This is a genomic window from Pseudomonas sp. PSE1(2024), assembly GCF_050990555.1.
Classification (GTDB): domain Bacteria; phylum Pseudomonadota; class Gammaproteobacteria; order Pseudomonadales; family Pseudomonadaceae; genus Aquipseudomonas; species Aquipseudomonas aphyarum.
Genome location: NZ_CP158967.1, coordinates 5572504 through 5598661, shown reverse-complemented (window position 1 = coordinate 5598661; position 26158 = coordinate 5572504). Strand labels below are relative to the sequence as shown.

At 61.8% G+C, this 26158-nt stretch carries 25 protein-coding genes; 15 read left to right on the top strand and 10 right to left on the bottom strand.

The genetic code is table 11. From position 1 onward, the window contains the following. Positions 1-38 precede the first annotated feature (38 nt). Positions 39-1142: a hypothetical protein gene (locus ABTV87_RS25480; RefSeq protein WP_433898555.1), complete on the top strand. Its 1104-nt coding sequence runs from the start codon at positions 39-41 to the stop codon at positions 1140-1142. Between the two features lie 91 nt (positions 1143-1233). Here ABTV87_RS25480 and ABTV87_RS25475 read toward each other — a convergent pair whose 3' ends face one another. Then, positions 1234-2148, bottom strand: a complete 915-nt coding sequence (locus ABTV87_RS25475; protein WP_007958716.1) for a LysR family transcriptional regulator — start codon at positions 2146-2148, stop codon at positions 1234-1236. Between the two features lie 238 nt (positions 2149-2386). Here ABTV87_RS25475 and ABTV87_RS25470 point away from each other — a divergent pair, with 238 nt between their 5' ends. From ABTV87_RS25470 to ABTV87_RS25450, 5 genes are all read left to right on the top strand, one after another. Continuing rightward, on the top strand, positions 2387-3880 hold the full coding sequence (locus tag ABTV87_RS25470) for an aldehyde dehydrogenase (RefSeq protein ID WP_433898554.1): 1494 nt from the start codon (positions 2387-2389) through the stop codon (positions 3878-3880). A gap of 32 nt (positions 3881-3912) precedes the next feature. Then, on the top strand, positions 3913-5283 hold the full coding sequence (locus tag ABTV87_RS25465) for an aspartate aminotransferase family protein (RefSeq protein WP_221534836.1): 1371 nt from the start codon (positions 3913-3915) through the stop codon (positions 5281-5283). Between the two features lie 389 nt (positions 5284-5672). After that, positions 5673-6650, top strand: coding sequence for an ABC transporter substrate-binding protein (locus ABTV87_RS25460; protein ID WP_085608743.1), 978 nt, complete (start codon positions 5673-5675; stop codon positions 6648-6650). Between the two features lie 10 nt (positions 6651-6660). Then, positions 6661-7464 carry an ABC transporter permease gene (locus ABTV87_RS25455; RefSeq protein WP_007958721.1) on the top strand — a complete coding sequence of 268 codons (804 nt, stop codon included), beginning with the start codon at positions 6661-6663 and terminating at the stop codon, positions 7462-7464. Beyond that, the gene (locus ABTV87_RS25450; RefSeq protein WP_433898553.1) at positions 7452-8288 is read left to right on the top strand and encodes an ABC transporter ATP-binding protein; all 837 of its coding nucleotides are present in this window, start codon (positions 7452-7454) and stop codon (positions 8286-8288) included. The genes ABTV87_RS25455 and ABTV87_RS25450 overlap by 13 nt, the downstream gene beginning before the upstream one ends. Before the next feature lie 2 nt (positions 8289-8290). Here the strand turns inward: ABTV87_RS25450 and ABTV87_RS25445 are convergent, their stop codons facing one another. After that, positions 8291-9367 carry an endonuclease/exonuclease/phosphatase family protein gene (locus tag ABTV87_RS25445; RefSeq protein WP_433898552.1) on the bottom strand — a complete coding sequence of 359 codons (1077 nt, stop codon included), beginning with the start codon at positions 9365-9367 and terminating at the stop codon, positions 8291-8293. 74 nt (positions 9368-9441) lie between these two features. Continuing rightward, entirely contained in the window at positions 9442-10116 is a 675-nt protein-coding gene (locus tag ABTV87_RS25440; RefSeq protein WP_218189661.1) for a YciC family protein, read from the bottom strand. 178 nt (positions 10117-10294) lie between these two features. Between ABTV87_RS25440 and ABTV87_RS25435 the strand changes: the two genes are divergently transcribed. The 3 genes from ABTV87_RS25435 to ABTV87_RS25425 all read left to right on the top strand — a co-directional run bounded on the left by ABTV87_RS25435 (position 10295) and on the right by ABTV87_RS25425 (position 12316). Beyond that, positions 10295-11053 (top strand): DUF2076 domain-containing protein, encoded by a 759-nt coding sequence (locus tag ABTV87_RS25435; protein WP_433898551.1) that lies wholly within the window; start codon positions 10295-10297, stop codon positions 11051-11053. 137 nt (positions 11054-11190) lie between these two features. After that, positions 11191-11670, top strand: coding sequence for an NYN domain-containing protein (locus ABTV87_RS25430; protein WP_003228475.1), 480 nt, complete (start codon positions 11191-11193; stop codon positions 11668-11670). 40 nt (positions 11671-11710) lie between these two features. Further along, the gene (locus ABTV87_RS25425; RefSeq protein ID WP_179693646.1) at positions 11711-12316 is read left to right on the top strand and encodes a 3'-5' exonuclease; all 606 of its coding nucleotides are present in this window, start codon (positions 11711-11713) and stop codon (positions 12314-12316) included. 146 nt (positions 12317-12462) lie between these two features. On the opposite strand, the gene ABTV87_RS25420 is transcribed toward ABTV87_RS25425, so the two are convergent. Next, on the bottom strand, positions 12463-12918 hold the full coding sequence (locus ABTV87_RS25420) for an Lrp/AsnC family transcriptional regulator (protein WP_433898550.1): 456 nt from the start codon (positions 12916-12918) through the stop codon (positions 12463-12465). 163 nt (positions 12919-13081) lie between these two features. Between ABTV87_RS25420 and yedA the strand changes: the two genes are divergently transcribed. Then, positions 13082-14032 carry a drug/metabolite exporter YedA gene (gene yedA / locus ABTV87_RS25415; protein WP_433898549.1) on the top strand — a complete coding sequence of 317 codons (951 nt, stop codon included), beginning with the start codon at positions 13082-13084 and terminating at the stop codon, positions 14030-14032. A 53-nt stretch (positions 14033-14085) separates the two neighbouring features. After that, positions 14086-15423 carry a DEAD/DEAH box helicase gene (locus tag ABTV87_RS25410; RefSeq protein ID WP_262159770.1) on the top strand — a complete coding sequence of 446 codons (1338 nt, stop codon included), beginning with the start codon at positions 14086-14088 and terminating at the stop codon, positions 15421-15423. Positions 15424-15461: 38 nt separating this feature from the next. On the opposite strand, the gene ABTV87_RS25405 is transcribed toward ABTV87_RS25410, so the two are convergent. Together ABTV87_RS25405 and ABTV87_RS25400 are read right to left on the bottom strand one after the other, a co-directional pair. Further along, on the bottom strand, positions 15462-16703 hold the full coding sequence (locus ABTV87_RS25405; RefSeq protein WP_433898548.1) for a TIGR03862 family flavoprotein: 1242 nt from the start codon (positions 16701-16703) through the stop codon (positions 15462-15464). Between the two features lie 294 nt (positions 16704-16997). Further along, positions 16998-17918 carry a histone deacetylase family protein gene (locus ABTV87_RS25400; RefSeq protein WP_074691535.1) on the bottom strand — a complete coding sequence of 307 codons (921 nt, stop codon included), beginning with the start codon at positions 17916-17918 and terminating at the stop codon, positions 16998-17000. 82 nt (positions 17919-18000) lie between these two features. On the opposite strand from ABTV87_RS25400, the gene ABTV87_RS25395 reads away from it, so the two are divergent. From ABTV87_RS25395 to ABTV87_RS25380, 4 genes are all read left to right on the top strand, one after another. Continuing rightward, a complete protein-coding gene (locus ABTV87_RS25395; protein ID WP_085608734.1) occupies positions 18001-18570 on the top strand; it encodes a GNAT family N-acetyltransferase in 570 nt (189 codons plus the stop codon). Between the two features lie 110 nt (positions 18571-18680). After that, on the top strand, positions 18681-19550 hold the full coding sequence (gene tesB / locus ABTV87_RS25390; protein ID WP_085608733.1) for an acyl-CoA thioesterase II: 870 nt from the start codon (positions 18681-18683) through the stop codon (positions 19548-19550). After that, positions 19547-20140, top strand: coding sequence for an HAD family hydrolase (locus ABTV87_RS25385; RefSeq protein ID WP_433898547.1), 594 nt, complete (start codon positions 19547-19549; stop codon positions 20138-20140). The genes tesB and ABTV87_RS25385 overlap by 4 nt, the downstream gene beginning before the upstream one ends. A 244-nt stretch (positions 20141-20384) precedes the next feature. Beyond that, entirely contained in the window at positions 20385-21347 is a 963-nt protein-coding gene (locus ABTV87_RS25380) for an IS110 family transposase (protein WP_221535734.1), read from the top strand. Positions 21348-21439: 92 nt separating this feature from the next. Here ABTV87_RS25380 and ABTV87_RS25375 read toward each other — a convergent pair whose 3' ends face one another. The 4 genes from ABTV87_RS25375 to ABTV87_RS25360 all read right to left on the bottom strand — a co-directional run bounded on the left by ABTV87_RS25375 (position 21440) and on the right by ABTV87_RS25360 (position 26031). Then, positions 21440-22393 (bottom strand): alpha/beta fold hydrolase, encoded by a 954-nt coding sequence (locus ABTV87_RS25375; RefSeq protein ID WP_085608731.1) that lies wholly within the window; start codon positions 22391-22393, stop codon positions 21440-21442. Then, positions 22394-23281 (bottom strand): KPN_02809 family neutral zinc metallopeptidase, encoded by an 888-nt coding sequence (gene ypfJ, locus ABTV87_RS25370; RefSeq protein ID WP_039771788.1) that lies wholly within the window; start codon positions 23279-23281, stop codon positions 22394-22396. 190 nt (positions 23282-23471) lie between these two features. Beyond that, entirely contained in the window at positions 23472-24305 is an 834-nt protein-coding gene (locus tag ABTV87_RS25365; protein WP_433898546.1) for an aldo/keto reductase, read from the bottom strand. After that, positions 24289-26031 carry an FAD-dependent oxidoreductase gene (locus ABTV87_RS25360; RefSeq protein WP_433898545.1) on the bottom strand — a complete coding sequence of 581 codons (1743 nt, stop codon included), beginning with the start codon at positions 26029-26031 and terminating at the stop codon, positions 24289-24291. The genes ABTV87_RS25365 and ABTV87_RS25360 overlap by 17 nt, the downstream gene beginning before the upstream one ends. Between the last annotated feature and the right edge of the window lie 127 nt (positions 26032-26158).

Sequence of the window (26158 nt, the reverse complement as noted above, 5' to 3'; positions counted from 1 at the left end):
CGGAAACCAAGGACTCGCTGCTCTTCCCTCGCACAAACTTGGCTGAAGAAATCCTGGTCACTTTCGAGTCACGCCTGCAAAACGCCGCGACGATATTCGCGCCTCGGCGCAAGGGAAAAACCACCTTTCTGATCAACGACCTGATCCCGATTGCCAAGGAGCACGGCTTTATTGTTGCAACAGCAGACCTGTGGTTTGACAAGGCGCATCCTGAGCGGGTGATCGCGGGTGCGTTGTATGAGGCCATCCACGGTGCAGGTTTTTTGCGACGCAACTGGCTGAAGCTCATGCGACCGGGTTCTCTGGTTCAGTCGGTGGAGGCCGGCGCCAGTACCGACGGCGTAACAGTGAAGGCCGAGCTGGCGAAGGAAGGCGGACTGAACCTGATCGAGCTCTTCGAGCGCTTCCGGATACTCGGTAACGGCAAGGCGCTGCTGATCATCGACGAGGTCCAGCATCTGGCGAGCCGGAAGGAATTCGAAGACTTGACTGCTACGCTCCGTTCGCTACTGCAGCACGCGCACGGTGAAGTCTTTGCAGTGTTTACAGGGTCCTCCCAGGATGGTCTGCATCGAATGTTTCGTCGTACCAAAGCACCGTTCTATCAGTTCAGCCACGAGATCCAGTTTCCTAATCTTGGCCTGGAATTTGTCCAGCATCTGGGTCAGCGGTTTCAGGAAATCACCGGCAGGGAGTGGGAGGTAAACGCCGCTTTCGAGCGTTTTGCTGCCCGGGGATACATGCCCAAGTACATTCGCGATGTATTTCTGCTGTGTCTGACTGAGGGGCTCAGCGTGCGAGATGCAGACCATCGAGCCTGGAGCACCATGACGGACGAAGGCAACTTCGAGAACCTGATTCTGGAGATGGCTCCTCTGGATTTCACCGTACTTATCGGGCTTGTGAGGGGCCTTCCCATTTTTTCTACCGAAGGACGCGAGTGGATTGGCAGCGAGATGCCCGGTGGCCACGTGCCCAGCGCGGCGACGGTTCAGACTGCCTTGAAGCGCCTGCAACGCCGCGACCTGGTCGGCAACCTCGGGCATGGTGAGTGGGCGATTGAAGACATCGCCATGGAAGGTTACTTGCGTCGGAACTTCGTTGAAATTGACCCTCAACTCGGCACGGATAACGATCAATAGGTTTTTTGGGGACTGGCATCGGCTTTCCGGCGAAAGCCTGAGGTTTATAAATCTGGGTATCAAAAGATCGCAGCCTGCGATCTTTTGATTTTCATCGGCTGGCCTTGGCCGTCAACTGCTCCCGACAATAATCGGCAAACAACTGCGCCGGTTTGGTCAGTTGTCCGCGCTTGAGCCACGCGGCCACGAGGCCTGAGCCGGTGACGTCTTCGACGATGTCCACGCACACGACTTTCTTGCCGTCGTAGGTGCATTCCGAATGCGGGCGGGTGACCAGGATCGAGAAGCCGAAACCCTGGCCGACCATGCCGCGCACCATTTCGATCGAGGGCGAGCTGAATTCGATGCGCGGCGACAGCCCGAGTTCTTCGAACAGGCTGACGAAGTAGGTGCGGCTCGGTTGCACGTCGAGCAGGATCATCGGTTCCAGGCACAAGTCCCGAAGCGAAACCTGCTTGAGCTGGGCGAAGCGGTGATCTGCCGGGAGCAGGGCGTAAGGCCGTTGGGCCGGCATCAGGGGTTCGGTTTCGATGGTGGCGTCGAGGTCGTGCTTGTACAGGATTGCCAGATCGAAGGTGCCTGAGGTCAGGCCTTGCACCAGTTCCTGTTGTTCGCCGTCGCGGATGCGGATCTTCACTCCCGGATACAGCGCCGAGAACCCGGCAATCAGCTGCGGCAGGTACAGCGGTGCGACCGTTTCGAAACAGCCGATATCGATCTGCCCGGCTACCACGTCGTTGTCGGCGAGGGCGTTCTGTTCGAACTCCTTGGCCATGCGCAGCAGTTCCTGGGCCTTGCGGAAGAACCGCGCACCGCTGGGTGTCAGGGACACGCCCTGAGCGTGATGGCGGATCAGCAGTTGCACGCCGAAGCTGTCTTCCAGCCCCTTGATCGCCGTGGAAATCGCCGGTTGCGCGATGTACAGCTTGCGCGACGCTTCGGCGACGCTGCCGCATTCGACGGTGGTGATGAAGTATTTCAACTGACGCAGGTTGTAAGCGGCCACGGTGAACCTCAAAGCGAACGGATTTCACATCCAAGCAATTTGTACGCCGCCGGCCTCCGTTCTGTCGGCGGTTTTTTTGTCCCTGAACAATAGCTCCATACGCGCGCGAAGGGGTCATCGGCTGGTTACCTTTTTTATTGTCTGCGAAGACATTTTTACTGGTTTTAGCTCACACGGGCCTGAGCGACTATCACTGCGCACTGTTCTCAAAAGAATAAAAGTCCAAGGAGCAACCACCGTGTTCGAGCTTGCAGACTGGCAGCGCAAGGCCGCTGAATTGAGCTATCCGTACCAGGCCGTGATCGACGGCAAACTGCGTGCGGCGCAGTCGGGGCAGACCTTTGCCGCGATCAACCCGGCCACCGGCCAGTTGCTGGCAAACGTCGCTGCGTGCGGTGAAGAAGACGTCGATGCGGCGGTGAAAAATGCGCGGCAGGTGTTCGAAGCCGGCACCTGGGCCGGGCGTTCACCGACCGAGCGTAAGCAAGCGCTGCTGCGGCTGGCGGATCTGATTCTGGCCAATCGCGAAGAACTGGCGCTGCTCGACTCGCTGAACATGGGCAAACCGGTGATGGACGCTTACAACATCGACGTGCCGGGCGCCGCCGGGGTGTTCCGCTGGTACGCCGAAAGCCTCGACAAACTCTACGATCAGGTCGCGCCGAGCGCCTCGAACGTCCTGGCGACCATCACCCGCGAAGCGCTGGGCGTGGTCGCTGCGGTGGTGCCTTGGAATTTTCCGCTGGACATGGCCGCGTGGAAACTCGCGCCGGCGCTGGCGGCGGGCAATTCGGTGATTCTCAAACCCGCCGAACAATCGCCGTTCTCCGCGTTGCGTTTGGCTGAGCTGGCGCTGGAAGCCGGGTTGCCGGCCGGTGTGCTGAACGTGCTGCCGGGGCTCGGCGAACAAACCGGTAAAGCCTTGGGCCTGCACCCGGATGTCGATTGTCTGGTGTTCACCGGCTCGACGCAGGTCGGCAAATATTTCATGCAGTACTCCGCGCAGTCGAACCTCAAGCAGGTGTGGCTGGAGTGCGGCGGCAAGAGCGCCAATCTGGTGTTCGCCGACTGCCAGGATCTGGATCTGGCGGCGCAGAAAGCCGCGTTCGGGATCTTCTTCAATCAGGGCGAAGTCTGCTCGGCCAACTCGCGATTGCTGGTGGAGCGCTCGATTCATGACGAGTTCGTCGAGCGGCTGAAGACTCAGGCCGAACGCTGGCAGCCGGGCGATCCGCTGGACCCGGCGAGTGCGGCCGGGGCGATTGTCGACACCCGTCAGGCCGAAAGCATTCTGCGCTTCATCAACCAGGCCGAGCGTGAAGGCGCGACCCGCGTCTGCGGGGGTCGGCAACTGAGTTTCAACGGTTCGGGCAACTTCATTCAGCCCACGATTTTCACCGACGTGCAGCCGCACATGAGCCTGTTTCGTGAAGAAGTGTTCGGCCCGGTGCTGGCGGTGATGCCGTTCGATGACGAGGCCCACGCCTTGCAACTGGCCAACGACAGCGTCTACGGTCTGGCGGCCTCGCTGTGGACCGATGATCTGCACCGCGCGCATCGGGTGGCGCGGCAATTGCGAGCCGGTACGGTGTCGGTCAACAGCGTCGATGCGCTGGACGTGACCGTGCCGTTCGGCGGTGGCAAGCAATCCGGTTTCGGCCGCGATCTGTCGCTGCACTCGTTCGACAAATACACCCAGTTGAAAACCACCTGGTTTCAACTGCGCTCATGACAGCCGCTCACAACAAGAAAGGAGATCCGGCGATGACCACCTCACGTGAAACCCGCGACTACCAGGCCGCCGATGCAGCGCACCACATTCATGCGTTCGTCGACCAGAAGGCCCTCAACGACGAAGGCCCACGGGTGATGGTGCGCGGTGACCGCCTGCACCTGTGGGACAACGACGGTCGGCGCTACCTCGACGGCATGTCCGGGCTGTGGTGCACCAACCTCGGTTACGGGCGCAAGGATCTGAACGCCGCGGCGAGCCGGCAACTGGAGCAGTTGCCGTACTACAACATGTTTTTCCACACCACCCACCCGCAGGTGATCGAGCTCTCCGAGCTGCTGTTCAGCCTGCTGCCGGGGCACTACAGCCACGCGATCTACACCAACTCCGGCTCCGAGGCCAACGAAGTGCTGATCCGTACCGTGCGCCGTTACTGGCAGGTGCTGGGCAAGCCCGAGAAGAAAATCATGATCGGCCGCTGGAACGGTTATCACGGTTCGACTCTGGCGGCGACGGCCCTCGGCGGCATGAAATTCATGCACGAAATGGGCGGGATGATTCCCGACATCGCGCACATCGACGAGCCGTACTTCTTCGCCCACGAAGGCAATCTGAACCCGGCTGAATTCGGTCTGCGGGCGGCGCAGCAACTGGAAGCGAAGATCCTCGAACTGGGCGCGGACAAGGTCGCCGGATTCATCGCCGAACCGTTCCAGGGCGCGGGCGGAATGATCTTCCCGCCGGAAAGCTACTGGCCGGAAATCCAGCGTATCTGCCGCAAGTACGACGTGCTGTTGTGTGCCGATGAAGTGATCGGCGGCTTCGGTCGTACCGGCGAATGGTTCGCCCACGAATACTTCGGTTTCGAGCCGGACACCCTGTCCATCGCCAAGGGCCTGACCTCCGGTTATATCCCGATGGGCGGCCTGATCCTGTCGAAGAAAATGGCCGACGTGCTAGTGGAGCAGGGCGGTGTGTTCGCCCACGGCCTGACCTATTCCGGGCACCCGGTGGCGGCAGCGGTGGCGATTGCCAACCTCAAGGCATTGCGCGATGAAGGCGTGGTGACGCGGGTCAAGGATGACATCGGCCCGTACCTGCAACAGTGCCTGCGCGAGGTGTTCGGCAATCATCCGCTGGTGGGCGATATCCAGGGCACGGGCATGGTCGCGGCGCTGCAACTGGCCGAGGACAAGGCTACGCGCAAGCGCTTTGCCAATGAAAACGACATCGCCTGGCGCTGCCGCACGATCGGTTTTGAAGAGGGGGTGATCATTCGCTCGACGCTGGGGCGGATGATCATGGCGCCGGCGCTGATTGCCAGTCGTGAAGAGATTGACGAGCTGGTGGGCAAGACGTTGAAAGCGCTGGATCGTACGGCGCAGGAGTACGGCCGGCTCTGAGATATTCGTAAGGCTCAAGGGCCCCTTCGCGAGCAGGCTCGCTCCCACAGTGGACCAGCGTCGTACACAAAATTTGTGAGCGATACCGTCCCCGTGGGAGCGAGCCTGCTCGCGATTGCGTCAGTCGATTCACCACTGTTTTTGCTGTCTTGCACCCCCTCCGTGCACCCCCGCCCGACGCGCCCTTTCGCGGTGCGCACTACCCAGTTTTTTCATCGTTCGCGTCTAACTATTTCCTCGTTTTCCTGACGCCAAGCCTGGGTCAACATCGATTTCGCCAGCCAAGGCATTGCCCGCCAGAGTCCAGCAGAGACCGCAGCGTGCAATCGCGACACCACGGTTGGCCGTACTGCCCATGACAACTAAATCAACAGCGTTGGGAGTGCTCCATGAACAAGTCCTTGTTTTCCCGTCTTGCATGTCCTCTGGCGATTTCCGCCCTTTCAGTCACCGCCGCCCAGGCCGGCACCTTGTCGATCGGCCACACCACGTGGGTCGGTTACGGCACCCTGTATCTGGCTCAGGATCTGGGCTACTTCAAGGAAAACGGCCTGACCGTCGAATTGCCGGTGGTCGAAGAAGCGTCGATGTACATGGCCGCCCAGGCGTCCGGGCAATTGTCGGGCTCGGCCTCGACCATCGACGAAGTGCTGAAGTACCGCCCGCAGTTCTGCTTCAAGGCCGTGGCCGCGCTGGATGACAGCCATGGCGGCGACGGCGTGCTGGTCGGTAAAAACGTGAAGAGCCTGCAAGAACTCAAGGGCCAGGCCGTGGCCGTCAACGAAGGGTCGACCTCGCAGTTCTGGCTGTCGTACCTGCTGAAAAAGAACGGCATGAGCATGAGCGACATCACCGTGCAGAACATGACTGCCGACGACGCCGCCACCGCGTTCATCGCCGGTCGCGTGCCGGCCGCCGTGACCTGGGAGCCGCATCTGTCGATGGTGCGCGACAAGCAGCAGGGCAAGGTGCTGATCGATAGCAGCAGTACGCCGGGGGTGATCGTCGATGTGGTGGCGCTCAACTGCACGGTGATCGAGAAGCAGCCGGAGGACGTCAAGGCGCTGGTCGCCGGTCTCTACAAAGCCGTGCAGTTCACCAAGGACCATCCACAGAAAGCCTACGAAATCATGGCCAAGGGTGTCGGCGGTTACCTGTCCGATCCGAAGGAACTGGCCGCCGCCGCGCAGGGCGTGCGCTTCTACGATCAGGCCATGAGCGAAAAACTGCTTGGCTCGCCGGGCAAGCCGGGTGACAGCGCACCGCTGATCAAACTGGCCAACGAAACCGCCAGCGAATTGCAGGGCAAGCCCTACAACGTCAGCAATGACGATCTGGTGGATAACCGTTTCGTCAGCCCGCTCTAGGAGACTGGTCATGTTCAAGCGCAATTCATGGCTGAGCCGCTGTATCACGCCGAAGACCGGGTTGCCGGTGCCGGTGGTGTGGAGCGCCAGCGGTCTGGCCTGGGTGTTGCTGGTCGGCCTGTGGGCCGGGTTGTCCTACGGCGGCATCGTGCCGGGGATGTTCCTGCCGACGCCCGGCGCGGTGGTCGAAGCCGCCGTGCGCCTGAGCCGCGACGGCACCCTCGGCCAGCATGTCTGGGCCAGTGTTGAAGTGGTGATGGTCGGTTTCATTGTGTCGTCGCTGGTGGCGGTGCCGCTGGGCTTGCTGATGGGCAGCTTCCGCATCGTCCAGGCGTTCCTCGAACCGCTGGTGAATTTCATCCGCTACCTGCCGGTGACCTCGTTCGTGCCGCTGTTCATCCTGTGGATCGGTATCGGTCTGGAGCAACGTGTCTCGGTGATCATTTTCGGCGTGTTCTTCCAGCAACTGGTGATGATCGCCGACGTTTCCAAAGGCATTTCCAAGGACCTAATCAACGCCTCCTACACCCTCGGCTCCAACCGGCGTGACGCGGTGCTGCATGTGATCGCCCCGGCGTCGTTGCCCGGCGTGCTCGACACCTTGCGGGTGACCATGGGCTGGGCCTGGACCTATCTGGTGGTCGCCGAACTGGTCGCCGCTTCGAGTGGCCTCGGTTACTTGAGCCTCAAGGCCATGCGCGGCTTTCAGGTCGATGTGATTTTTCTCGCCATCGCGATCATCGGCCTGCTCGGCCTGGTCACCGATCAACTGTTCCGCTTCTTGCGTTTGAGGATTGCCGCATGGGCTCAGTAACCGCTGCCAACTGTCGTTTCATCGAGCCGGTCGCCGCACCGGTACACGCCGCGCCTAGGTTGCAGGTGGACAAGGTCAGCCTGCGCTACACCAAGCCCGGTGGCGGTACGTTCACCGCGCTGGAAGAAGTGTCGTTCGAGGTGCCGGATCAGCAATTTGCGGTGCTGGTCGGGCCTTCGGGCTGCGGCAAGTCGAGCCTGCTGTACCTCACCGCCGGCCTGGCCGAGCCGACGTCCGGCGAGATCTACGTCGGTGGCCAGCAAGTGCAGGGCCCCGGCGCGGATCGCGGAATGGTGTTCCAGAGCTACACGCTGTTCCCGTGGCTGACCGTGCGGCAGAACGTCGAGTTCGGCCTCAAGCGACGGGGCATGCCGGCGGCGCGGCGCAAGGAAATCGTCGATCACTATGTGCACGAAGTCGGCTTGTCAGGATTCGCCGACAACTACGCCAAACAGTTGTCCGGCGGGATGATGCAGCGGGTGGCGATTGCCCGGGCACTGGCCAACGATCCGCAGATCCTGCTGATGGATGAACCCTTCGGCGCCCTCGACAGCCAGACCCGCCTGCAAATGCAGCAGCTGTTATTGCGGGTGTGGGGCAACAGCAAGAAGACCGTGCTGTTTGTCACCCACGATATCGACGAAGCGATCCTGCTCGGCGACCGGGTTTATGTGATGGGCGCCAGGCCGGGACGGATCAAGCAGATTCTCGACGTGCCGATCGAGCGCCCACGCACGCTGGACATGGTGATGGAGCGCTCGTTCATCGACATGAAGCGGCAGATCTTCGGGCTGTTGCACGATGATCTCGAAGAAGCTCACTGAGGTCAGTTGGGCGGCAGGAGGAACCGCGCAATCACCGGCAGATGATCGGAAATGCGCAACGTATCGTCCTGCCGCACCGTGGCGTCGACCCGTTTGATCTTCGGGCTGTAGAACAGGTAATCGACCGTGCGGTCCGGGCCGTTGAGGCCGGGGTCGTTGGGGTAGTGGGTCAGCCACTTGGCGCGGTCGATGCCGCTGGCTTCGTTGTTGGTCGGGATCATCGGGTATTTGTCCCACAGCACATGCAGCGCACTGTCGGCGGAGTACGGCGTGCGCTGCTCGGTGGGCAGGCGCCGGTACTGGCCGAGTGGCAACAGGTTGAAGTCGCCGCCGATCAGCCACGGCGTGCCGTGGCTTTCGTGTTTGTCGAGGACCTTGGCCACCGCTGTCACCTGCGCCTGCAAGGTGTCGTCCGGTTGGGTGGCGCGATCCAGATGCGTGTTAAACACCACCAGTTGCCCGCCATCGCTGAGCGGCAGAGTGGTGGCGAGCAGGGCGTTTTTCGGCTGGAACTGACGGCTGATGATGTTCGACGGCTGCACCGGCAATTGCAGGCGTTCGGCGTGTTCGATGCGGTAGCGGCTGAGGGTCGCGAGTTGCCGGCCGACGCTGCCGAAGATGTGCGGATCGGGGACGAAATCGGCCTTCCAGTCGAAGGCGTGGGCGCTGCACGGGTAGAGGTCGGTCAGGCGTTCCTGCAACAGCTTGAGCTGGTTCTGATAGTCGCTGGCCTTGGCGCCGTCATCCAGTTCCTGCAACAGCACCACGTCGGGCTGTTCATCGCGGATCACCCGCGCCACTTCATCGAGGCTGAACGCCATGTCTTCCGGGGTCGGGGCTTCGTCGTCGCCTTGCGCCAGGTCATTCCAGAACACGTAGCGCTTGCCGGCCAGGTATTGCACGTTCCAGGTCATGACCTTCAGGGCCTGGCCGGGGACCAGCGTCGGCGGTTGCCCGATGCAACTGACCGGCAGGGTTTCCCGGGCGTCGGGGCGCCAGGTCAGGCTGTAGATCAGCGTGCCGATCAGGGCGAGGGCGAGCAGCACGGGCAACAGGATGTAGCGCAGTAGACGGGTCATGGCTCGGCTTATAGCGATACGGAAGTGGTCCCGAGCATACCCGAGACCCATCGATCAGCCCAAGCGCGGCGCAGTCAGACTATTCCGTCACGTTTGTCGGGCAATTCGCTAATCAGCATGAACAGGCGGAACAGCACCACGCTAGTGAACAGTTGCAGGAAGCTGTGACCGCTGTCGATCAGCACCGCAATCAACGGATTCTGCGGATCGGGATAGACCTGCAGGGTCAGGCCCTTGAGCAGCCACAATGGCCCCATCACACACAGGATGCACACCAGAATCCGCAGAAAATGCCCACGGCTCAGGCGCAGGCTTTCCTTCATTGCCTGCAACGGACCGTAACCGCGAAGCACCAGCAGATATTCACCGAAGGCCAGAGTGACCATCAGCCACAGCCCCGGCAGGAAATACAGCGACAGCCCGAGCAGGATCAACAGCGTGTTCAGCGCAGTCAGCAGGGCAAAGCGCGGCCACAGGCGAGCGGCCATCGCCAATAGATCGCGGGTTTGCGGGGATTCGCCGCGGGTGCGGGCATCGAGAAACAGAATCAGCGCGGCGGTGTACAGCGGATACACCAGCAGGCCGACGATCACGCTGATGGCCGAGTAACCGTCCGGGTCGCTGGCATGGTCGACCACCTGTTGCAGCACGGCTTCGACAATCACCAGCGGCAGGCACAACTGGACGATCCGGCCAAGATTGCGTTTGAAAAAATACAGGGAGTCGCGCAGCACATCGAAGGCATTCATCAGTCGGTATCGCAGGTCAAAAACAGTGGCCCACTTTAACCGATGATCCGTTTCGCTGCGCAAACGTAAACGTTCGGTAAAGGTCATTGAAACATTCTGTTGCTGCCTCCATTACAGAGGTGCGCCTCCTCCGACGTGGAGGAGGGCAACGTTATCCCCGGCAATCTACGAGGTCGCCATGAACAGCGAAGAACAAACCCTGATCGATGGACTGTTTTCCCGGCTGCAACAGGCCGAAACGGAGGCAGCCCCGCGCGACGCACTGGCTGAAGCGCGGATCAAGGAACACCTGACGCGCCAGCCGGCCGCAGGTTATTTCATGACCCAGGCGATTCTGGTGCAGGAGGCTGCCCTCAAGAGCCTCGACGAACAGAACAAACAACTGACTCAACAGGTCAAGCAATTGCAGGCCGAACTGCAATCGGCCAAGTCGCAGAGCGCGCCGCCGGCCTCCAGCGGTGGTGGCTTCCTGTCGAGCATCTTCGGTGGCAGCAGCCCGCGCCCGGCACCAACCCAGAGCGCCCCGGCGTCCACTGGCGGCTGGCGTGAACCGGCCCCACAACAGAACTTCGGAGCACCCGCGCCACAACAGAACTTCGGCGCGCCACCACCGGGTTATGGCCAGCAACAAGCGGCCCCGGCGGCGGGCAGCAGCTTCCTCGGCGGCGCCCTGAAAACGGCGGCCGGTGTGGCGGGTGGAGTGATGCTGGCACAAGGCATCAGCAGCCTGTTCCATCACAACCAGCAGCCGGAAGAAATCGTCGAAGTCATCAAGGAAGAGCCGGCCCAGGTCAACGACCAGAGCAACAACGGCTGGGGCGATGACCAGCGCATGGCCAACAACGACTCCTACGGTAATGATCAGGGCGGCTTCACCGACACTGACTACAGCGATGACAACTCATCGTTCTTCGATGACGACGATTCCTTCGTCTGATTCACCATTCGTCCGGGGCGCCTGATCGCCCCGGGCCGATTATTCGCGGAACCTTCCTTCGGGCTGGCATACTGAGCGCCTTTTTCGGGCCTGGTGCCTGATCCGGCTCATGCGCGTCAGCGCTCACAGGAACTCCGGTGAAAAAAATCGCAGTGTTCGCCGATGTGCAGAACCTCTACTACACCGTGCGTCAGGCCTATGGTTGCCACTTCAACTACGCGGCGCTGTGGGCGGACATCAGCAAGGACGGGCAGATCGTCGAGGCCTACGCCTATGCGATCGACCGGGGCGACAGCAAACAGCAGCAGTTCCAGCAGATCCTGCGCAACCTCGGTTTCACCGTGAAACTCAAACCCTACATCCAGCGCAGCGATGGCTCGGCCAAGGGCGACTGGGACGTGGGCATCACCCTCGACATCATGGACGCCGCCGACCACGTCGACGAAATCGTCCTGGCCTCCGGTGATGGCGACTTCGACATGCTGCTCGAACGCATCATCAACAAACACGGCGTGCAAGCGGTGGCCTACGGCGTTCCCGGCCTGACCGCCAACTCGCTGATCCGCGCCGCCAGCCGTTACGTGCCGATCGAAGGCGCACTGCTGTTGAAAAACTGAGCGTTGCTCAAGAATTGATTTGAACGGAGTTGAACCCGGTTTGGAACGCATTGCAGTCATCGACTTTGAAACCACCGGCATCTCGCCGAGCAGCAGCTGCCGGGCCACGGAAATCGCCGTGGTCATGCTGGAAAACGGCCGCATCGTCGAGCGTTACCAGAGCCTGATGAACGCCGGCGTCCGCGTCCCGGCCTTCATCGAACAACTCACCGGCATCAGCAACGCCATGCTGCGCACTGCGCCTTCGGCCGAACAGGTGATGAACGAAGTCAACGAATTCGTCGGCTGCACGCCGCTGCTGGCGCACAACGCCGCGTTCGACCAGAAGTTCTGGGACTTCGAACTGGGCCGGATCAAACGCACCCGTTTGCAGAACTTTGCCTGTTCGCTGCTGCTGGCCCGACGCCTGATGCCGGCGGCGCCGAACCACAAGCTCGGTACGCTCACTACGTTTGCCCAATTGCCGCATACCGGCCAGGCGCACAGGGCGATGGCGGATGCGGAGATGGCGGCGAACCTGATGGCGCATTTGGCGGATGAGCTGCGGCGCAAGCATGGGGTGCGGGAGCTATCGCATGACCTGCTGTGCAAATTGCAGAAGGTGCCGGCCGCTAAAGTCGGCGAACACCTCCAGCGCTATCGCTGAAGTCCACCCACGGTTGATCGTTCCCACGCTCCGCGTGGGAACGCCTCAAGGGACGCTCCGCGTTCCAGCTCTCGAATGGGACGCAGAGCGTCCCGGGCTGCATTCCCACGCAGAGCGTGGGAACGAGCGGCAGTAGGTGTTTTGCCTCAGGGTTTGCCGTTGCCTTCGATGTGGCCGAGCGGCACCCGCTTCTCTATCGCACTCGACAACACGATCGACGTCTTGCTGAACCCGAATTTCGCCACCCGGTTGATCAGCTCTTCCAGCTCGATCATCGAACCCACCGCGGCCTTCATGATCACGCACGGATCGCCCGTCACTCGAAAGCACTCGGTCAGTTGTGGAATTTTCACCAGTTCGTCGTAGACCTTTTGGCTGCCGTTCTGGTGGAGGCGCAATTCGATCACACACTGGATCGGCAAACCGATTTTCGACAGGTCGATGTTCGCCTGATACCCGGTGATGACTCCGGCCGCCTCCAGTTTGGCCACGCGCTCGGCGACGGCGGGGGCGGAGAGGTTCACTTTGCGGGCGAGGTCGGCGTAGGACGCGCGACCGTTTTCGAGCAGGGCGCTGAGCAGCATGCGGTCGTATTTGTCCAAGGTTGGACTCCTGAAAATGCCAGACTTTCGAAATCGCGGTTCAGGCCGTCGATCTCCGTGTTTTCGAAAGTGTACCGGCGCTATAAACAGGTTTTGTAACTTATTTTTAGCGGTTGGCCTTTCTAGAATAATCAATCCCCTGAGTCTGACTTTCGAGCTGCCCATGTCTGCCTTGCGCCGTTTTTCCTTGCCCTTGATCGCAGCGTTTTTTGCGTTGTACGTGATTTGGGGATCGACCTATCTGGTGATCCGCATCGGCGTCGAATACTGGCCACCGCTGATGCTTGGCGGCGTGCGCTTCGTGATTGCCGGCACCCTGATGTACGCCTTCCTGCGCTGGCGTGGGGCACCGGCGCCGACCTGGGCGCAGTGGAAAGCGGCGGGGATCATCGGGATTCTGTTGCTCAGTTTCGGCAACGGCGCGGTGACTTTGGCCGAGCACAGCGGCGTGGCGTCGGGTGTTGCCGCGCTGGCGGTGGCGACGGTGCCGCTGTTCACTTTGCTCTGCGGCTATTTCTGGGGCGCGCGCAATACCCGTCTGGAGTGGGCCGGGGTGGCGATGGGGATTATCGGCATCGCCATGCTCAACATGGGCTCCAACCTGCAATCGAGTCCGCTGGGCGCGGCGCTGCTGATTTTCGCGGCGGCGAGTTGGGCGTTCGGCTCGGTGTGGAGCAAACACCTGCCGCTGCCTCAAGGCGCAATGGCCAGTGCCGTGGAAATGCTGGTGGGCGGCGTGGTGCTGTTGATCGGCAGCGCGGCCAGCGGTGAACACCTGCAGGCCATGCCGCCGCTGGAAGGCTGGCTGGCGCTGGCGTACCTGATCTTCTTCGGCTCGATCATCGCCTTCAACGCTTACATGTATCTGTTGAAAAACGTTCGCCCGGCGGCTGCCACCAGTTATGCCTATGTGAACCCGGCGGTGGCGGTGTTGTTGGGGATCGTGTTTGTCGGCGAGACCATCGGGATCGAAGAGGCGCTGGCGATGCTGGTGATCATCGGCGCTGTGGTGCTGATCGGTCTGCCACAGTGGCGCCGTCCACGGCAGCTGCCGGTGGTCAGCGAGCCGGCTGCCGCAGCGAAGGTCATCGCAACGGAGCAGCGTGCGAATTAGGGTAAACTGCGCGCCATCGCACACATGCTCTGATTTTTTCCTACGGTACTCCCATGACTTTCGCCACCCTTGGCCTGATCGAACCCTTGCTGCGCTCCCTTGAGAAGCTCGGCTACCAGACCCCGACGCCGGTGCAGGCGCAAGCCATTCCGGCCGTGCTGGCCGGTCGCGACCTGATGGCTGCGGCCCAGACCGGCACCGGCAAGACCGCCGGTTTTGCCTTGCCGCTGCTGCAACTGCTGGCGATGGAAGGGCCGAAAGTCACCGCCAACTCGGTGCGTGCGCTGATTCTGGTGCCGACCCGCGAGTTGGCCGAACAAGTCCACGAAGCCGTGCGCCAGTACGCTGAAAACCTGCCGCTGCGCACATATGCGGTGTACGGCGGCGTCAGCATCAACCCGCAGATGATGAAGCTGCGCGGCGGCGTCGATCTGCTGGTCGCGACCCCGGGCCGTCTGCTCGACCTGTTCCGCCAGAACGCGCTGAAGTTCAATCAGCTGCAAACCCTGGTGCTGGACGAAGCCGACCGCATGCTCGACCTGGGCTTTTCCGAAGAGCTGGCGAACATTTACCGCGCGCTGCCGAAGAAACGTCAGACGCTGCTGTTCTCCGCAACCTTCTCCGATGACATCCGTCTGCTGGCCGGGCAGATGCTCAACGATCCGCAGAGCATCGAAGTCAGCCCGCGCAACGTTGCGGCCAACACCGTCAAGCAGTGGGTGGTGACGGTGGACAAGAAGCGCAAGCCGGAACTGTTCGTGCACTTGATGCGCAAGAACAAGTGGAAGCAGGTGCTGGTGTTCGCCAAGACCCGTAACGGTGTGGACGCGCTGGTCGAGAAACTTCAGGGCCTGGGTGTGAACGCCGACGGCATCCACGGCGACAAGCCGCAAGCGACCCGGCAGCGGGCGCTGGACCGTTTCAAGCTGAGCGAAGTGCAGATTCTGGTGGCCACCGATGTGGCTGCCCGTGGTCTGGATATCGAAGACCTGCCGCTGGTGGTCAACTTTGATCTGCCGATCGTGGCCGAGGATTACATTCATCGTATCGGCCGGACTGGCCGCGCGGGTTCGACCGGTGAGGCAATCTCGCTGGTGTGTGCCGATGAAGTGAACATGTTGTCGGCGATTGAAATGCTGACCCGCAGCACGTTGAAGCGTGAGGTTGAGCCGGACTTCGTGCCGGAGCACCGTGTGCCGGACACCGATGCCACTGGTCAGGTGATCAAGAAACCGAAGAAACCGAAGAAGCCGAAAGCTTCCGGTGGTGGCGGCAAGCGCAATCTGGGCAAGTGGGTGGACAGCGGCGAGACTCAGGCGCCGGAGCCTTCGATCAAGCCTGTTCGTAAAGTGCCGGTGTTCAATACCGGGCCGCGCAAGCGTAAGCCTTAAGCGTCAGACAGGGTCGTTCCCGCGCAATGCGGGAACGATCAGTTACGCTGTTTCAACCAGTCCAGCATTCCAGCTCCCGCCGCCCGGCCACTGGCAAAACACGCCGTCAGCAAATACCCCCCAGTCGGCGCCTCCCAATCCAGCATCTCCCCCGCACAAAACACCCCCGGCAACGCCTTGAGCATCATCCGCTCATCCATCGCCTCGAATGTCACGCCACCGGCACTACTGATCGCCTCATCCAGCGGACGGGTTTTCACCAGCGTCAGCGGCAAAGCCTTGATCGCCCTGGCCAGCAACGCCGGATCAGCAAATGTCGCAGCATTAGTGAGTTCTCGCAGAAGCGCCGCTTTCACCCCATCAATCCCGACCTGACTGTGCAAATGCTTGGCCATCGAGCGCGAACCCCGTGGTTTGCTCAACGCCGCCTGCAATTTATCCACAGGCCGGCCGGGCAGCAGGTCGATGTGAATGGTCGCGGCACCGTGCACATTGATCGCCTCACGAATCGGCGCTGACAGCGCATAAATCAGACTGCCCTCGATGCCGGTCGCGGTAATCACGCATTCACCCAGACGAGGGACGTCGTCGTTCAAACCGATGGCGATATTTTTCAGCGGCGCGCCGGCGAATTTGCTGACCATCACTTCGCTCCAGGCCTGCACCTCAAAGCCGCAATTGCTTGGCTGCAAGGGCGCCAGTCCTACGCCGCGTTGCTCCAGCGGCAGCATCCACGCGCCGTCGGAACCCAGCCGCGACCAGCTACCGCCGCCGAGGGCGAGCAGGGTGGCGTCGGGGTTGAGGGTTTTCTCGCCTTCCGGGCTGTCGATGCGCAGCGCGCCGCTTTCATCCCAGCCGAGCCAGCGGTGGCGGGTGTGGATAACCACGCCGCTGTCGCGCAGGCGCTTGAGCCAGGCGCGCAGCAATGGCGCGGCTTTCATGTCGGTGGGGAACACCCGGCCGGAGCTGCCGATGAAGGTTTCGATGCCCAGTTCGTGAATCCACCGGCACAGCGCATCGGCGTCGAACGCGCGCAGCAGCGGGGCGATGTTCGGGGCGCGTTCGGCGTAGCGCGACAGGAACGCCGGGTAGGCTTCGGAATGGGTGATGTTCATGCCGCCGACCCCGGCCAGCAGGAACTTGCGGCCCACCGAAGGCATGCCGTCGTATAGATCGACGCGGACTCCGGCCTGGCTCAGCACTTCGGCGGCCATCAGGCCGGCGGGGCCACCGCCGATGATGGCGACGTGAGCGGGAGAGGTGGCGTGAATCTGGGTCATGGCGTGCGCTGCGGTCTGACGAAATATGGCGCGCATTCTAACAGCGCAGAAACCGGGTGGGAGCGAGCTTGCTCGCGAAAGCGGTGAGTCATTCAGTTAAATGTTGAATGTACTGACGCCATCGTCGGATCGCCGCCCGGACCAAGCTCGCTCCCACAGGGATTTGTGATGATCGAAAGGCCTGATCAAAAAACAACCAGCGCGCTGCAAGCCATGTTCAGCTTGGGCTGTAGTCCCTTTCGCTCAGGTTATCCACAGGCCGTTCCACAGCCATTGTGGGTAACGCAGCACAACTCAATGACAACCCGATGACTGCCAGACGCGCTGCGCACTGTGATGCAGGATCCCGTGGCGGCGGGCGAGGGCGTGGCGATCCTTGCTGTAACCACCGCCGATCACCCCGACCACCGGGATGTCGCGGCCCAGGCAGTGGCGCATCACGCTTTCATCGCGGGCGGCAAGGCCTTCGTCGGTCAGTTGCAGATAACCGAGGGCGTCGTCCTTGTGCACGTCGACGCCGGCGTCGTAGAGCACCAGATCCGGCTGATACAGCGGCAGCAGATAGTTGAGCGCGTCATCGACAACTTTCAGGTAATCGGCGTCGCCCATGCCGTTGGGCAGCGGAATGTCCCAGTCGCTTTCGGCCTTGCGTGCAGGAAAGTTCTTTTCGCAGTGCAGGGAAACGGTGATCGCTTCCGGGGTGTTGTGCAGAATCCGTGCAGTCCCGTCACCCTGATGCACGTCGCAGTCGAAGATCAGCACCCGGTTCACCCGGCCGCTTTGCAGCAGGTAGTGACTGATGATCGCCAGGTCGTTGAAGATGCAGAAGCCGGCGGGGTAGTCGTAATGGGCGTGATGGGTGCCACCGGCGAGGTGGCAGGCCAGGCCATGTTCCAGCGCTTTCTCCGCTGCCAGAATCGATCCGCCGACCGCCCGCACGGTGCGTCTAGCCAGGGCTTCATTCCACGGCAGACCGAGGCGCCGCTGGTCTTCGCGGGACAACTCGCCGCTCATGTAGCGTTCGATATAACCGCGGTCATGGGCAAGGGCGAGAATGTCGGCAGGGCACAGTTCAGGGCGCAACAGGTCTTCGTCGCGGGTCAGGCCGCTGTCCACCAGGTGATCGCGCAGCAGGCGGAACTTGTCCATGGGGAAGCGGTGATCCGCCGGAAATTCCGGGCTGTAGTCTTCGTGGTAGATCAGCGGCAACGGCATGGTGGACTATTCATAAAGGCTGCAGGAAAGAGTGCAAAGCCTAACAGCGATGTAGACTGACGGCATCAAGCGGAGGGGCGGGATGGAACCGATACTGGAGCTGGAAAGCGCAAGGCTGCTGATGCGCCAATGGCAGGACGAGGATTTGCCGGCGTTCGCAGCGATGTGCGCCGATCCGCAGGTGATGCGCTACTTCCCCGCGCCCTTGAGCCGGCTGGAAAGCGCCGCGCTGATCGGCCGGGTGCGCGGGCATTTTGCCGAGCACGGTTACGGCCTGTGGGCGCTGGAGCGCAAGGACAGCGGCGAGTTCATCGGTTTTACCGGGCTCGGCGTGGTCGGTTTCGATGCGCCGTTCACCCCGGCGGTGGAAATCGGCTGGCGCCTGGCCAAGGAGCACTGGGGCCTCGGTTATGCCAGCGAAGCGGCCTGGACTGCGCTGCGTTGCGGCTTTGACCGGGTGGCGCTGAATGAAGTGGTGTCGTTCACCAGCGAGACCAATCTGCCATCGCAGAAAGTCATGCAGGCGATCGGCATGCACCACGCCCCGCAGGATGATTTCGACCACCCGCGTCTCGCGGACGGTCACCCGTTACGGCGACATGTGTTGTACCGCATCACGAGGGAGCAGTGGCTGGAAACCTTGCATGGATAAGCAGGCGCGGACGTTTACAATGGCCGGCACCCCTGGGGGCGCCGGCCAGAACCTGAATCCCCCGCCGCAGCCAAGACTGCGCGGCATAGCTTTGTGTGAGGAGAGTCTGAATGAGCCAAGTGTTGGAAGATCTGGTGGATCTGCTGACCCTCGAACCGATCGAGGAAAACCTGTTCCGTGGTCGCAGCCAGGATCTGGGGTTTCGCCAGTTGTTCGGCGGCCAGGTGCTCGGCCAGTCGCTGTCGGCGGCCAGTCAGACCGTTGAAGAAACGCGTCATGTGCATTCGATGCACGGTTATTTCCTGCGTCCTGGCGATGCCAAGTTGCCGGTGGTCTACTCGGTTGATCGCGTGCGGGACGGCGGCAGTTTCAGCACCCGCCGCGTGACCGCGATCCAGAAGGGCCACCCGATTTTCACTTGCAGCGCTTCGTTCCAGTACGACGAAGAAGGCTTCGAACACCAGAGCCAGATGCCCCAGGTTGTCGGCCCGGAAAACCTGCCGTCGGAGCTGGAACTGACCCAGCAACGCGCGCACCTGATCCCGGAACATATGCGCGAAAAGCTGCTGTGCCCGAAGCCGATCGAAGTGCGCCCGGTCACTGAAAAAGACCCGTACAACCCGCAACCGGCGGATCCGGTCAAGTACGTGTGGTTCCGTGCCGACGGCGCCTTGGCCGACATCCCGGCGCTGCACAAATACCTGCTGGCCTACGCCTCGGACTTCGGTCTGCTGACCACCTCGATGCTGCCGCACGGCAAATCGGTCTGGCAGAAAGACATGCAGGTCGCCAGCCTCGACCACGCCTTGTGGTTCCACAATGACCTGCGTGCCGATGACTGGTTGCTCTACGCCATGGACAGTCCGTGGGCCGGCAACTCGCGCGGGTTCTCCCGGGGCAGCGTGTTCAACCGCGCCGGGCAACTGGTGGCGTCGGTGACCCAGGAAGGCCTGATCCGTCATCGCAAGGACTGGGCATGAGTCTGGCGGATGTGCGGCACTGGGTGTTCGACATGGACGGCACCCTGACCGTCGCCGTGCACGACTTCGCGGCGATCCGCGTGGCGCTGGCGATCCCGCCGGAGGATGACATCCTCACCCATCTCGCGGCATTGCCCGCCGAGGAAGCAGCGGCGAAACATGCGTGGCTGCTGGAACATGAGCGGGATCTGGCGCTCGGCTCGACCCCGGCGGTCGGCGCGGTGGAGCTGGTGCGCGACCTGCACGCCCGGGGCTATCGCCTCGGCATTCTGACCCGCAATGCGCGGGAGCTGGCTCATGTGACGCTGGAGGCCATCGGCCTGGCCGACTGTTTTGCGGTGGAGGATGTGCTGGGTCGCGATGAAGCACAGCCAAAACCGCATCCCGGTGGCCTGCTGAAACTGTCCGAAGCCTGGCAAGTGCCGGCGAGCGAGATGGTGATGGTCGGTGATTACCGGTTTGATCTTGATTGCGGCCGGGCGGCGGGCACCCACACGGTGCTGGTGAACCTGCCGGACAATCCGTGGCCGGAGCTGACCGACTGGCATGCGAAGGATTGTGTGGAGTTGCGGCGAATGTTGTTCGCCTGAGGCCTGCATTGTCTGCACGGATGCCTTCGCGAGCAAGCCCGCTTGTATGTTTAGACTTGAAGGGGTGGGCGGGACTAAAAGCTCGATTCCGACTCTAGCCAGTACGGACCGTGGGAGACTTCTCGTCCCGCCCTTTCTACCTAAAGCGCCGATAAGGAATTCATCGGTAAAACCGACGATAGAGGCAAGCCAGCGCTACGGTAGACCCCGACAAGCTCTTAAACCCTAGCTCCGAGGATTCGTCATGACAATCCTTACCTCGCCAACGGTGATTGGTGTCGATGTGGCCAAGGCCGAAATCGTCGTTTACCGCGAAGATCTGAAAATTATCCAGGTCATCAACAACGACCGCACGTCTGTAGGTCGTTGGCTGAAGACCCTGCCCGCACAAAGCTCGATCGCCCTGGAAGCCACTAATCTCTACCACCTGGACACGGCCGAACTGGCCCATGGTATGGGGCATCGGGTTTACGTCGTGGACCCTTACCGGGTGAGCCATTACCGCGAAAGCATCGGTCAGCGTGCAAAAACCGACCCTTGTGATGCACGTCTTCTGGCGCGTTATCTAACCAGTGAACAGCACCGGCTGCGGGTCTGGAGCCCACCACCACGGCACTACACGGTGTTGAAAAGTCTGCTTAACAAGCGTGCGCAGCTGATGAAGGCCCGAGTCAGTATCATGCTGAGCTGGTCAAACGAACCTCTCCTTGAAGATCTTTTGGCCCATGGGTTGGAGCATTTCAAACAGCTTGATCAGGCCATTCAGGAATTACTTCGCAAAGTCAGCCAAGAGGCCGGCATTAGCGAAAACATCAGACGCTGCAAAGCTATTGAAGGGATTGGCGAACTCACGGCAACGGGCTTGGCAACTACGTATATGCGAGGTGAGTTCGCCAGCGCCGATGCGTTCATCGCCTTTCTGGGAATGGACTTGAAGGCAAAGGACTCAGGCAAGAAACACAGTCCTCGCCACTTGAGCAAAAAAGGTGACGGGGAATTACGGCGTCTTGCACACAATGCAGCTATGGCAGCTTGTCGATCCCCTGTTTGGAAACCGTTCTATGAATCCTATCTGGCAAGAGGTCTGGCCAGAACCCAGGCCTTGGTCATCCTCGCCCGCAAGCTTTGCCGGGTGGCATTCGCCCTCATGAAAAACCAGAGCGAATACCAACCGAATCTAAGATTGCAGGGTTCCCCTGCAACATAGAATCTCCCACAGGGAAACGCATTCCAAATGTGGGAGCGGCGGTGCGACGACTCGACTTGCTCGCGAAGAGGCCAGACCATCCACCCAACAACTTATTGCTCGAATAGTGCTTTCTGGCCTTCCGGCGAGGTCAGCATGCCGTCGCCGTTATGCCCGACGCCGGGCACTTCGATCAGGCGCTGATTGACCCCTTCAGGGTGACGACGCAGCAAGTAACTGAAAAACAGCTTCCCGCGTTCCAGTCGATAAGCCCCCTGCGCTTTGGCGGCGCAGCTCTTGTCCAGCGCCGGGTGTTGCGGGTCGGTGTCCTGCTGGCCCAGCAGATAAATCACCTCGCGTTTGACGTAACGGCCTTCAAGCTGCGCGGGCGTTTGCCCACCCGAGTAGATCGGCGGGTCCACCAGACCGTACTTCCAGCGATTGAAACCGGGGCACTTGGCATGATCGAAGGCCACCGGACGTTGCTCATTGAAGTACGCGTAGGACGACGGGTTGGCGACTACATAACGCAAGCGAATGCCTTCGGTCTTGAGCGCCGGTTGTTCCTGAGCCAGCAGCGCATAACGCTGCACCACCTGGGCGCCGCCGGAGTGGCCAAAGATCACGATCTGCTTCACGTCCGGAAACTGCTTGCGATCGCTCAGCCGCGCGACGATTTCGTCCAGTGCGGCGTAGGAACTCAGCGGATTCGGCCCTGTGGATAACCCGCCGCCCATCCAGTCGTTGCCTTGCCAGCGCAGCACGCTGGCGGGTAACGAGTAGAGCGACACGTCGCTTTCGTTGAGAAACTGCGGGGCGATCACCAAGGTGTTGGCGGTTTGCCCGGCCAGTTCCGCCGCGACTTCGCCGCTTTTGCGATAGGTCTCGGCGTTGCGCAGACGGCCATGAATGACGATCAGCACGCGCTCGATTTTCGCCGGCGCCGGGCCGATGCCCACCGCCATTTCGCCGGCCTGCAATTGCAGGCGCCCGGGACTGATTGCGTCGACGCCGGCCGCTTGGGCGGTGCCGCCGATGAACAGAAAAGCCAACAGCCATTTATGCATTTACAGGTTTTTCGCCGCAAAGGTATCGCACTGGCCGACCTGGCCCTGGGCGAATCCGGTTTTGAACCAGCGCACCCTTTGCGCCGACGTACCGTGAGTAAACGAGTCCGGCACCACACGGCCCTGACCCTGTTGTTGCAGGCGATCATCACCGATGGCGTTCGCTGCGTTCAAGGCTTCTTCGATGTCACCCGGTTCCAGCCAGTTCAGGCGTTTCTGCGCGTTGTAGGCCCAGACCCCGGCCAGACAATCGGCTTGCAGTTCCTGACGCACCAGCAGACCACCGTCGCCTTCCATCTGCCGGCCTTGCTGGCGGGCTGTCTGAATTTTCGCCGAGACGCCGAGAAGCGTCTGCACATGGTGTCCGACTTCGTGAGCGATCACGTAGGCCTGGGCGAAGTCGCCGGCGGCCTTGAAGCGCTGGGCCATTTCCTGGAAGAACGCCATGTCCAGATAGACTTTCTGGTCCGCCGGGCAATAGAACGGGCCGGTGGCCGAGGTCGCCAGACCGCAGGCGGAATTGACCCGGTTGCTGAACAGTACCAGGGTCGGATCCTTATATTGCCGGCCGGCCTGCTGGAAGATTGCGCCCCAGGTGTCTTCGGTGTCGCCGAGGATCGAGCGCACGAATTCGGCCTGTTCATCGTTGGCCGGCGGTGCCTGACGGGTTTGCGAAGTAGGAGCCGATTGTTCGGTCATCTGCCCGGTGAGCTGGCCGAGGATCTGCAGCGGGTCCTGCCCGGTGATCCAGCCGATGCCGACGATCAGCAGGATCGCCCCGAGGCTCAGGCCCTTGCCTCCGCCGAAGCGCATGCCCCCACCACCGCCCATGTCATCGCCACGGGCGTCGACGACGTTGTCACTGCGTCGGCCTTTTTTCCATAGCATGTGGGAATCCTCTGTCTGATCGTGGTGATGAGTGTTGCTGGTGTGTGAGTGTGGCGCCAGTCCGGTCGTCCGTCTATTCGTACACACGCACAAAGGCCCGGCCTCGGGGTGACGAGGTCGGGCCTTTTATTGACGAGCGCGAGCGCCGGGAATTCAATCCGCCGGCGGTTTTCTTTCGCCGGGTCAGATTTTAGCGGTCGAAGGCATCCCATACCGGCGCGAAGTCCGGGCTGACCTGACGTTCGCGCTTGGACAACGCAGCGATCAGCGCCCGGTCGTCGTCATCCAGTTCGACATTCAGCGAGGCCAGGTTGGCCAGTTGATTGGTCTTGCTGCTGGCCTTGGGAATCGCCGCGACGTTGTCCTGATCCAGCAGCCACTTCAGCGCCACTTGAGTCGGCAGCACGCCGTGTTTTTCAGCGATCTGCTGAATCTGAGGAACCTCCGAGACCTTGTTGCGTGCCAGCGGCGTGTAGGCCGTCAGCGCCAGATCGTGTTGACGGGCGTAGTCGAGCAGGGCGTTTTGTCCGAGCAGGACGTGGTACTCGACCTGAATCGCTGACAGAGGAATTCCGTATTCCTCGACGACTTTGCGCAGCAGCGGCAGCGGAAAATTCGCCACGCCGATGTTGCGAGCCAGCCCCTGTTCCTTGAACGACGCGAGGGTTTCGAGGGTGCGCGGCAAATCCCAGTCGGTGGTCGGCCAATGGATCATGAACAGGTCGACGTACTCGCTGCGCAACGCCTTGAGGCTGCGCTCCAGCGAGTGACGCATGGCATCCGGTTGCAACTGGTCCCACCAGACCTTGGTGGTGACGTGGATCTGCTCGCGGGGTGTCGGCGTATTCGCCAGCGCCTGTCCGACTGCGTCTTCGTTGTTGTAGGCCGCCGCCGTGTCGATGTGTCGGTAACCGAGTTCCAGGGCTTGCTCCACGGCGCGGGTGCACTCGTCGCCGAGCATCGGCCAGGTGCCGAGGCCGAGTTTTGGCAGGTTCAGTCCTTGTCTGTTAACGATGTGCTGCATGGTCGATCTCCTGTTCGAAAGCCGTGACGCCCGCCATGTGCCGGGCTGCGATGTAACCGAAAGTCAGGGCCGGGCCGAGGTTGATCCCGCCCGCCGGATAATGCCCGCCCATGATGCTGGCCATGTCGCCACCGGCGGCGTAGAGCCCGGTGATGGGCCGGTCTTCGGCGTCGAGCACTTGCGCGTGCGGATTGACCTTGAGCCCGGCGAAGGTGCCGAAACAGCCCGGCTGCACCTTCACCGCGTAGAACGGGCCTTGTTCGATGGGCGCCACGCACGGATTGGGCTGTTGCGCCGGATCGCCCTGTTTGCGGTTGTACGGGGTCGAGCCGCGACCGAACAGCGGATCTTCGCCGTGCCGCGCATGGTGGTTGTAGTCATGGAGAGTGGCGCGTAATCCGTTCGGATCGATGCCGCATGCGGTGGCCAATTCCTCAAGGGTATTGCCGGTTTTCAGATAGCCGCTGCGGATAAAACCTGACACCGGCACCGGCACCGGAAACGGCCGAGACATGCCGAGCCCGTAACGACGCTGGAACGCGCGGGTGCAGATCAGCCAGGACGCGACCTCTTCACCTTCGGGGGCCGCGGCGACCATGGCGCTGACATAGTCGTAATAGCCGTTGGCTTCGTTGACGAAGCGCTGGCCGTTGCGCAGCACGCCGATGACGCCCGGTTTGCCACGTTCGATGATGTGTGGGAAATGGCCGATGCTGCCGTCGGAATGTGGCACCTGCGAGACCGGCGCCCACGCCACGGGCGAGGCCACTTCGGTGTTGACCCGGGCTCCGACGGTTTCTCCCAATCGCAGGCCGTCGCCATCCACTCCCAAGGGTGGCAGCGCCCAATGTTCATGACCGGTGGGCGTGCGAGGGAACAACGCTTTGCGCCGCTCGATGTCGTTGGCAAATCCGCCCGCCGCGAGTACCACGGCTTTGCGGGCATGGACAGTGATCGGGCCTTTTGTAGTGTTCACGCGAGCGCCGGTGATGCGTGATTCGTCGCGCAGCAGTTCGGTCACTGGCGCCGACTCCCACAACAGCACGCCGAGGTCTTCGGCGGATTTCGCCAGCCGTGCCACCAGCGCCACGCCGTTGACCAGTTGCATCGCCCGGCCGTGCAGCGCCAGGTCCCGCAGGTGGCGGGTGAAACGCCGGGTCACGTGCCAGGCCGCCGACAACGAGCGGGTCAGATTGAGAAACGCCGACAGGTCCGCGCCGGCCATGATCGGCATGCCCATGAACGATGTTTCGCGCATGGTTGTGCGAAGACGCTTGAGCAGGCGCCCGGCCTTTCGTCCGTCATAGGGCGCGGCAATCACCGAGCGTCCGCCGGTGCCGGCGCCCGGTGTTTCACCGTGGATGTCGGCGATGGCATTGCCGTCGGCAAATTGCAGGGCGGTGTGCTGTTCGAAGAACGCCACCATGCGCGGGCCGGCTTCAAGGAAGGCGTCGATCATGGCCGGGTCGTAGTGCTCGCCGAGTTCGTGGCGCAGGTAGGTGCGCGGCAATTCCACGTCTTCCACGATCCCGGCGCGCCGGGCCAGCGGATTGCACGGCACCCACGCCCAGCCGCCGGACCACGCGGTGGCGCCGCCGAACACCGGATCCTTTTCCACCACGATGACCTTCAAGCCATGCCAGGCGGCGGTGACGGCGGCCGACAAACCGGCGGCGCCGGAGCCGACCACCAGAACGTCGCAGTCGATATCGGGAAGGGCAGGCATCAGCAAGGGCTCCAGCAATCAATTGTTTTTAGAATCATGTTCCAGAAAATAACCAGTGCAGGCGAAGCAGATCAACCGACTGGCGCGCAAAGTGGGCGGTTATCGGACGCCGGGTTCCAGATTTCGC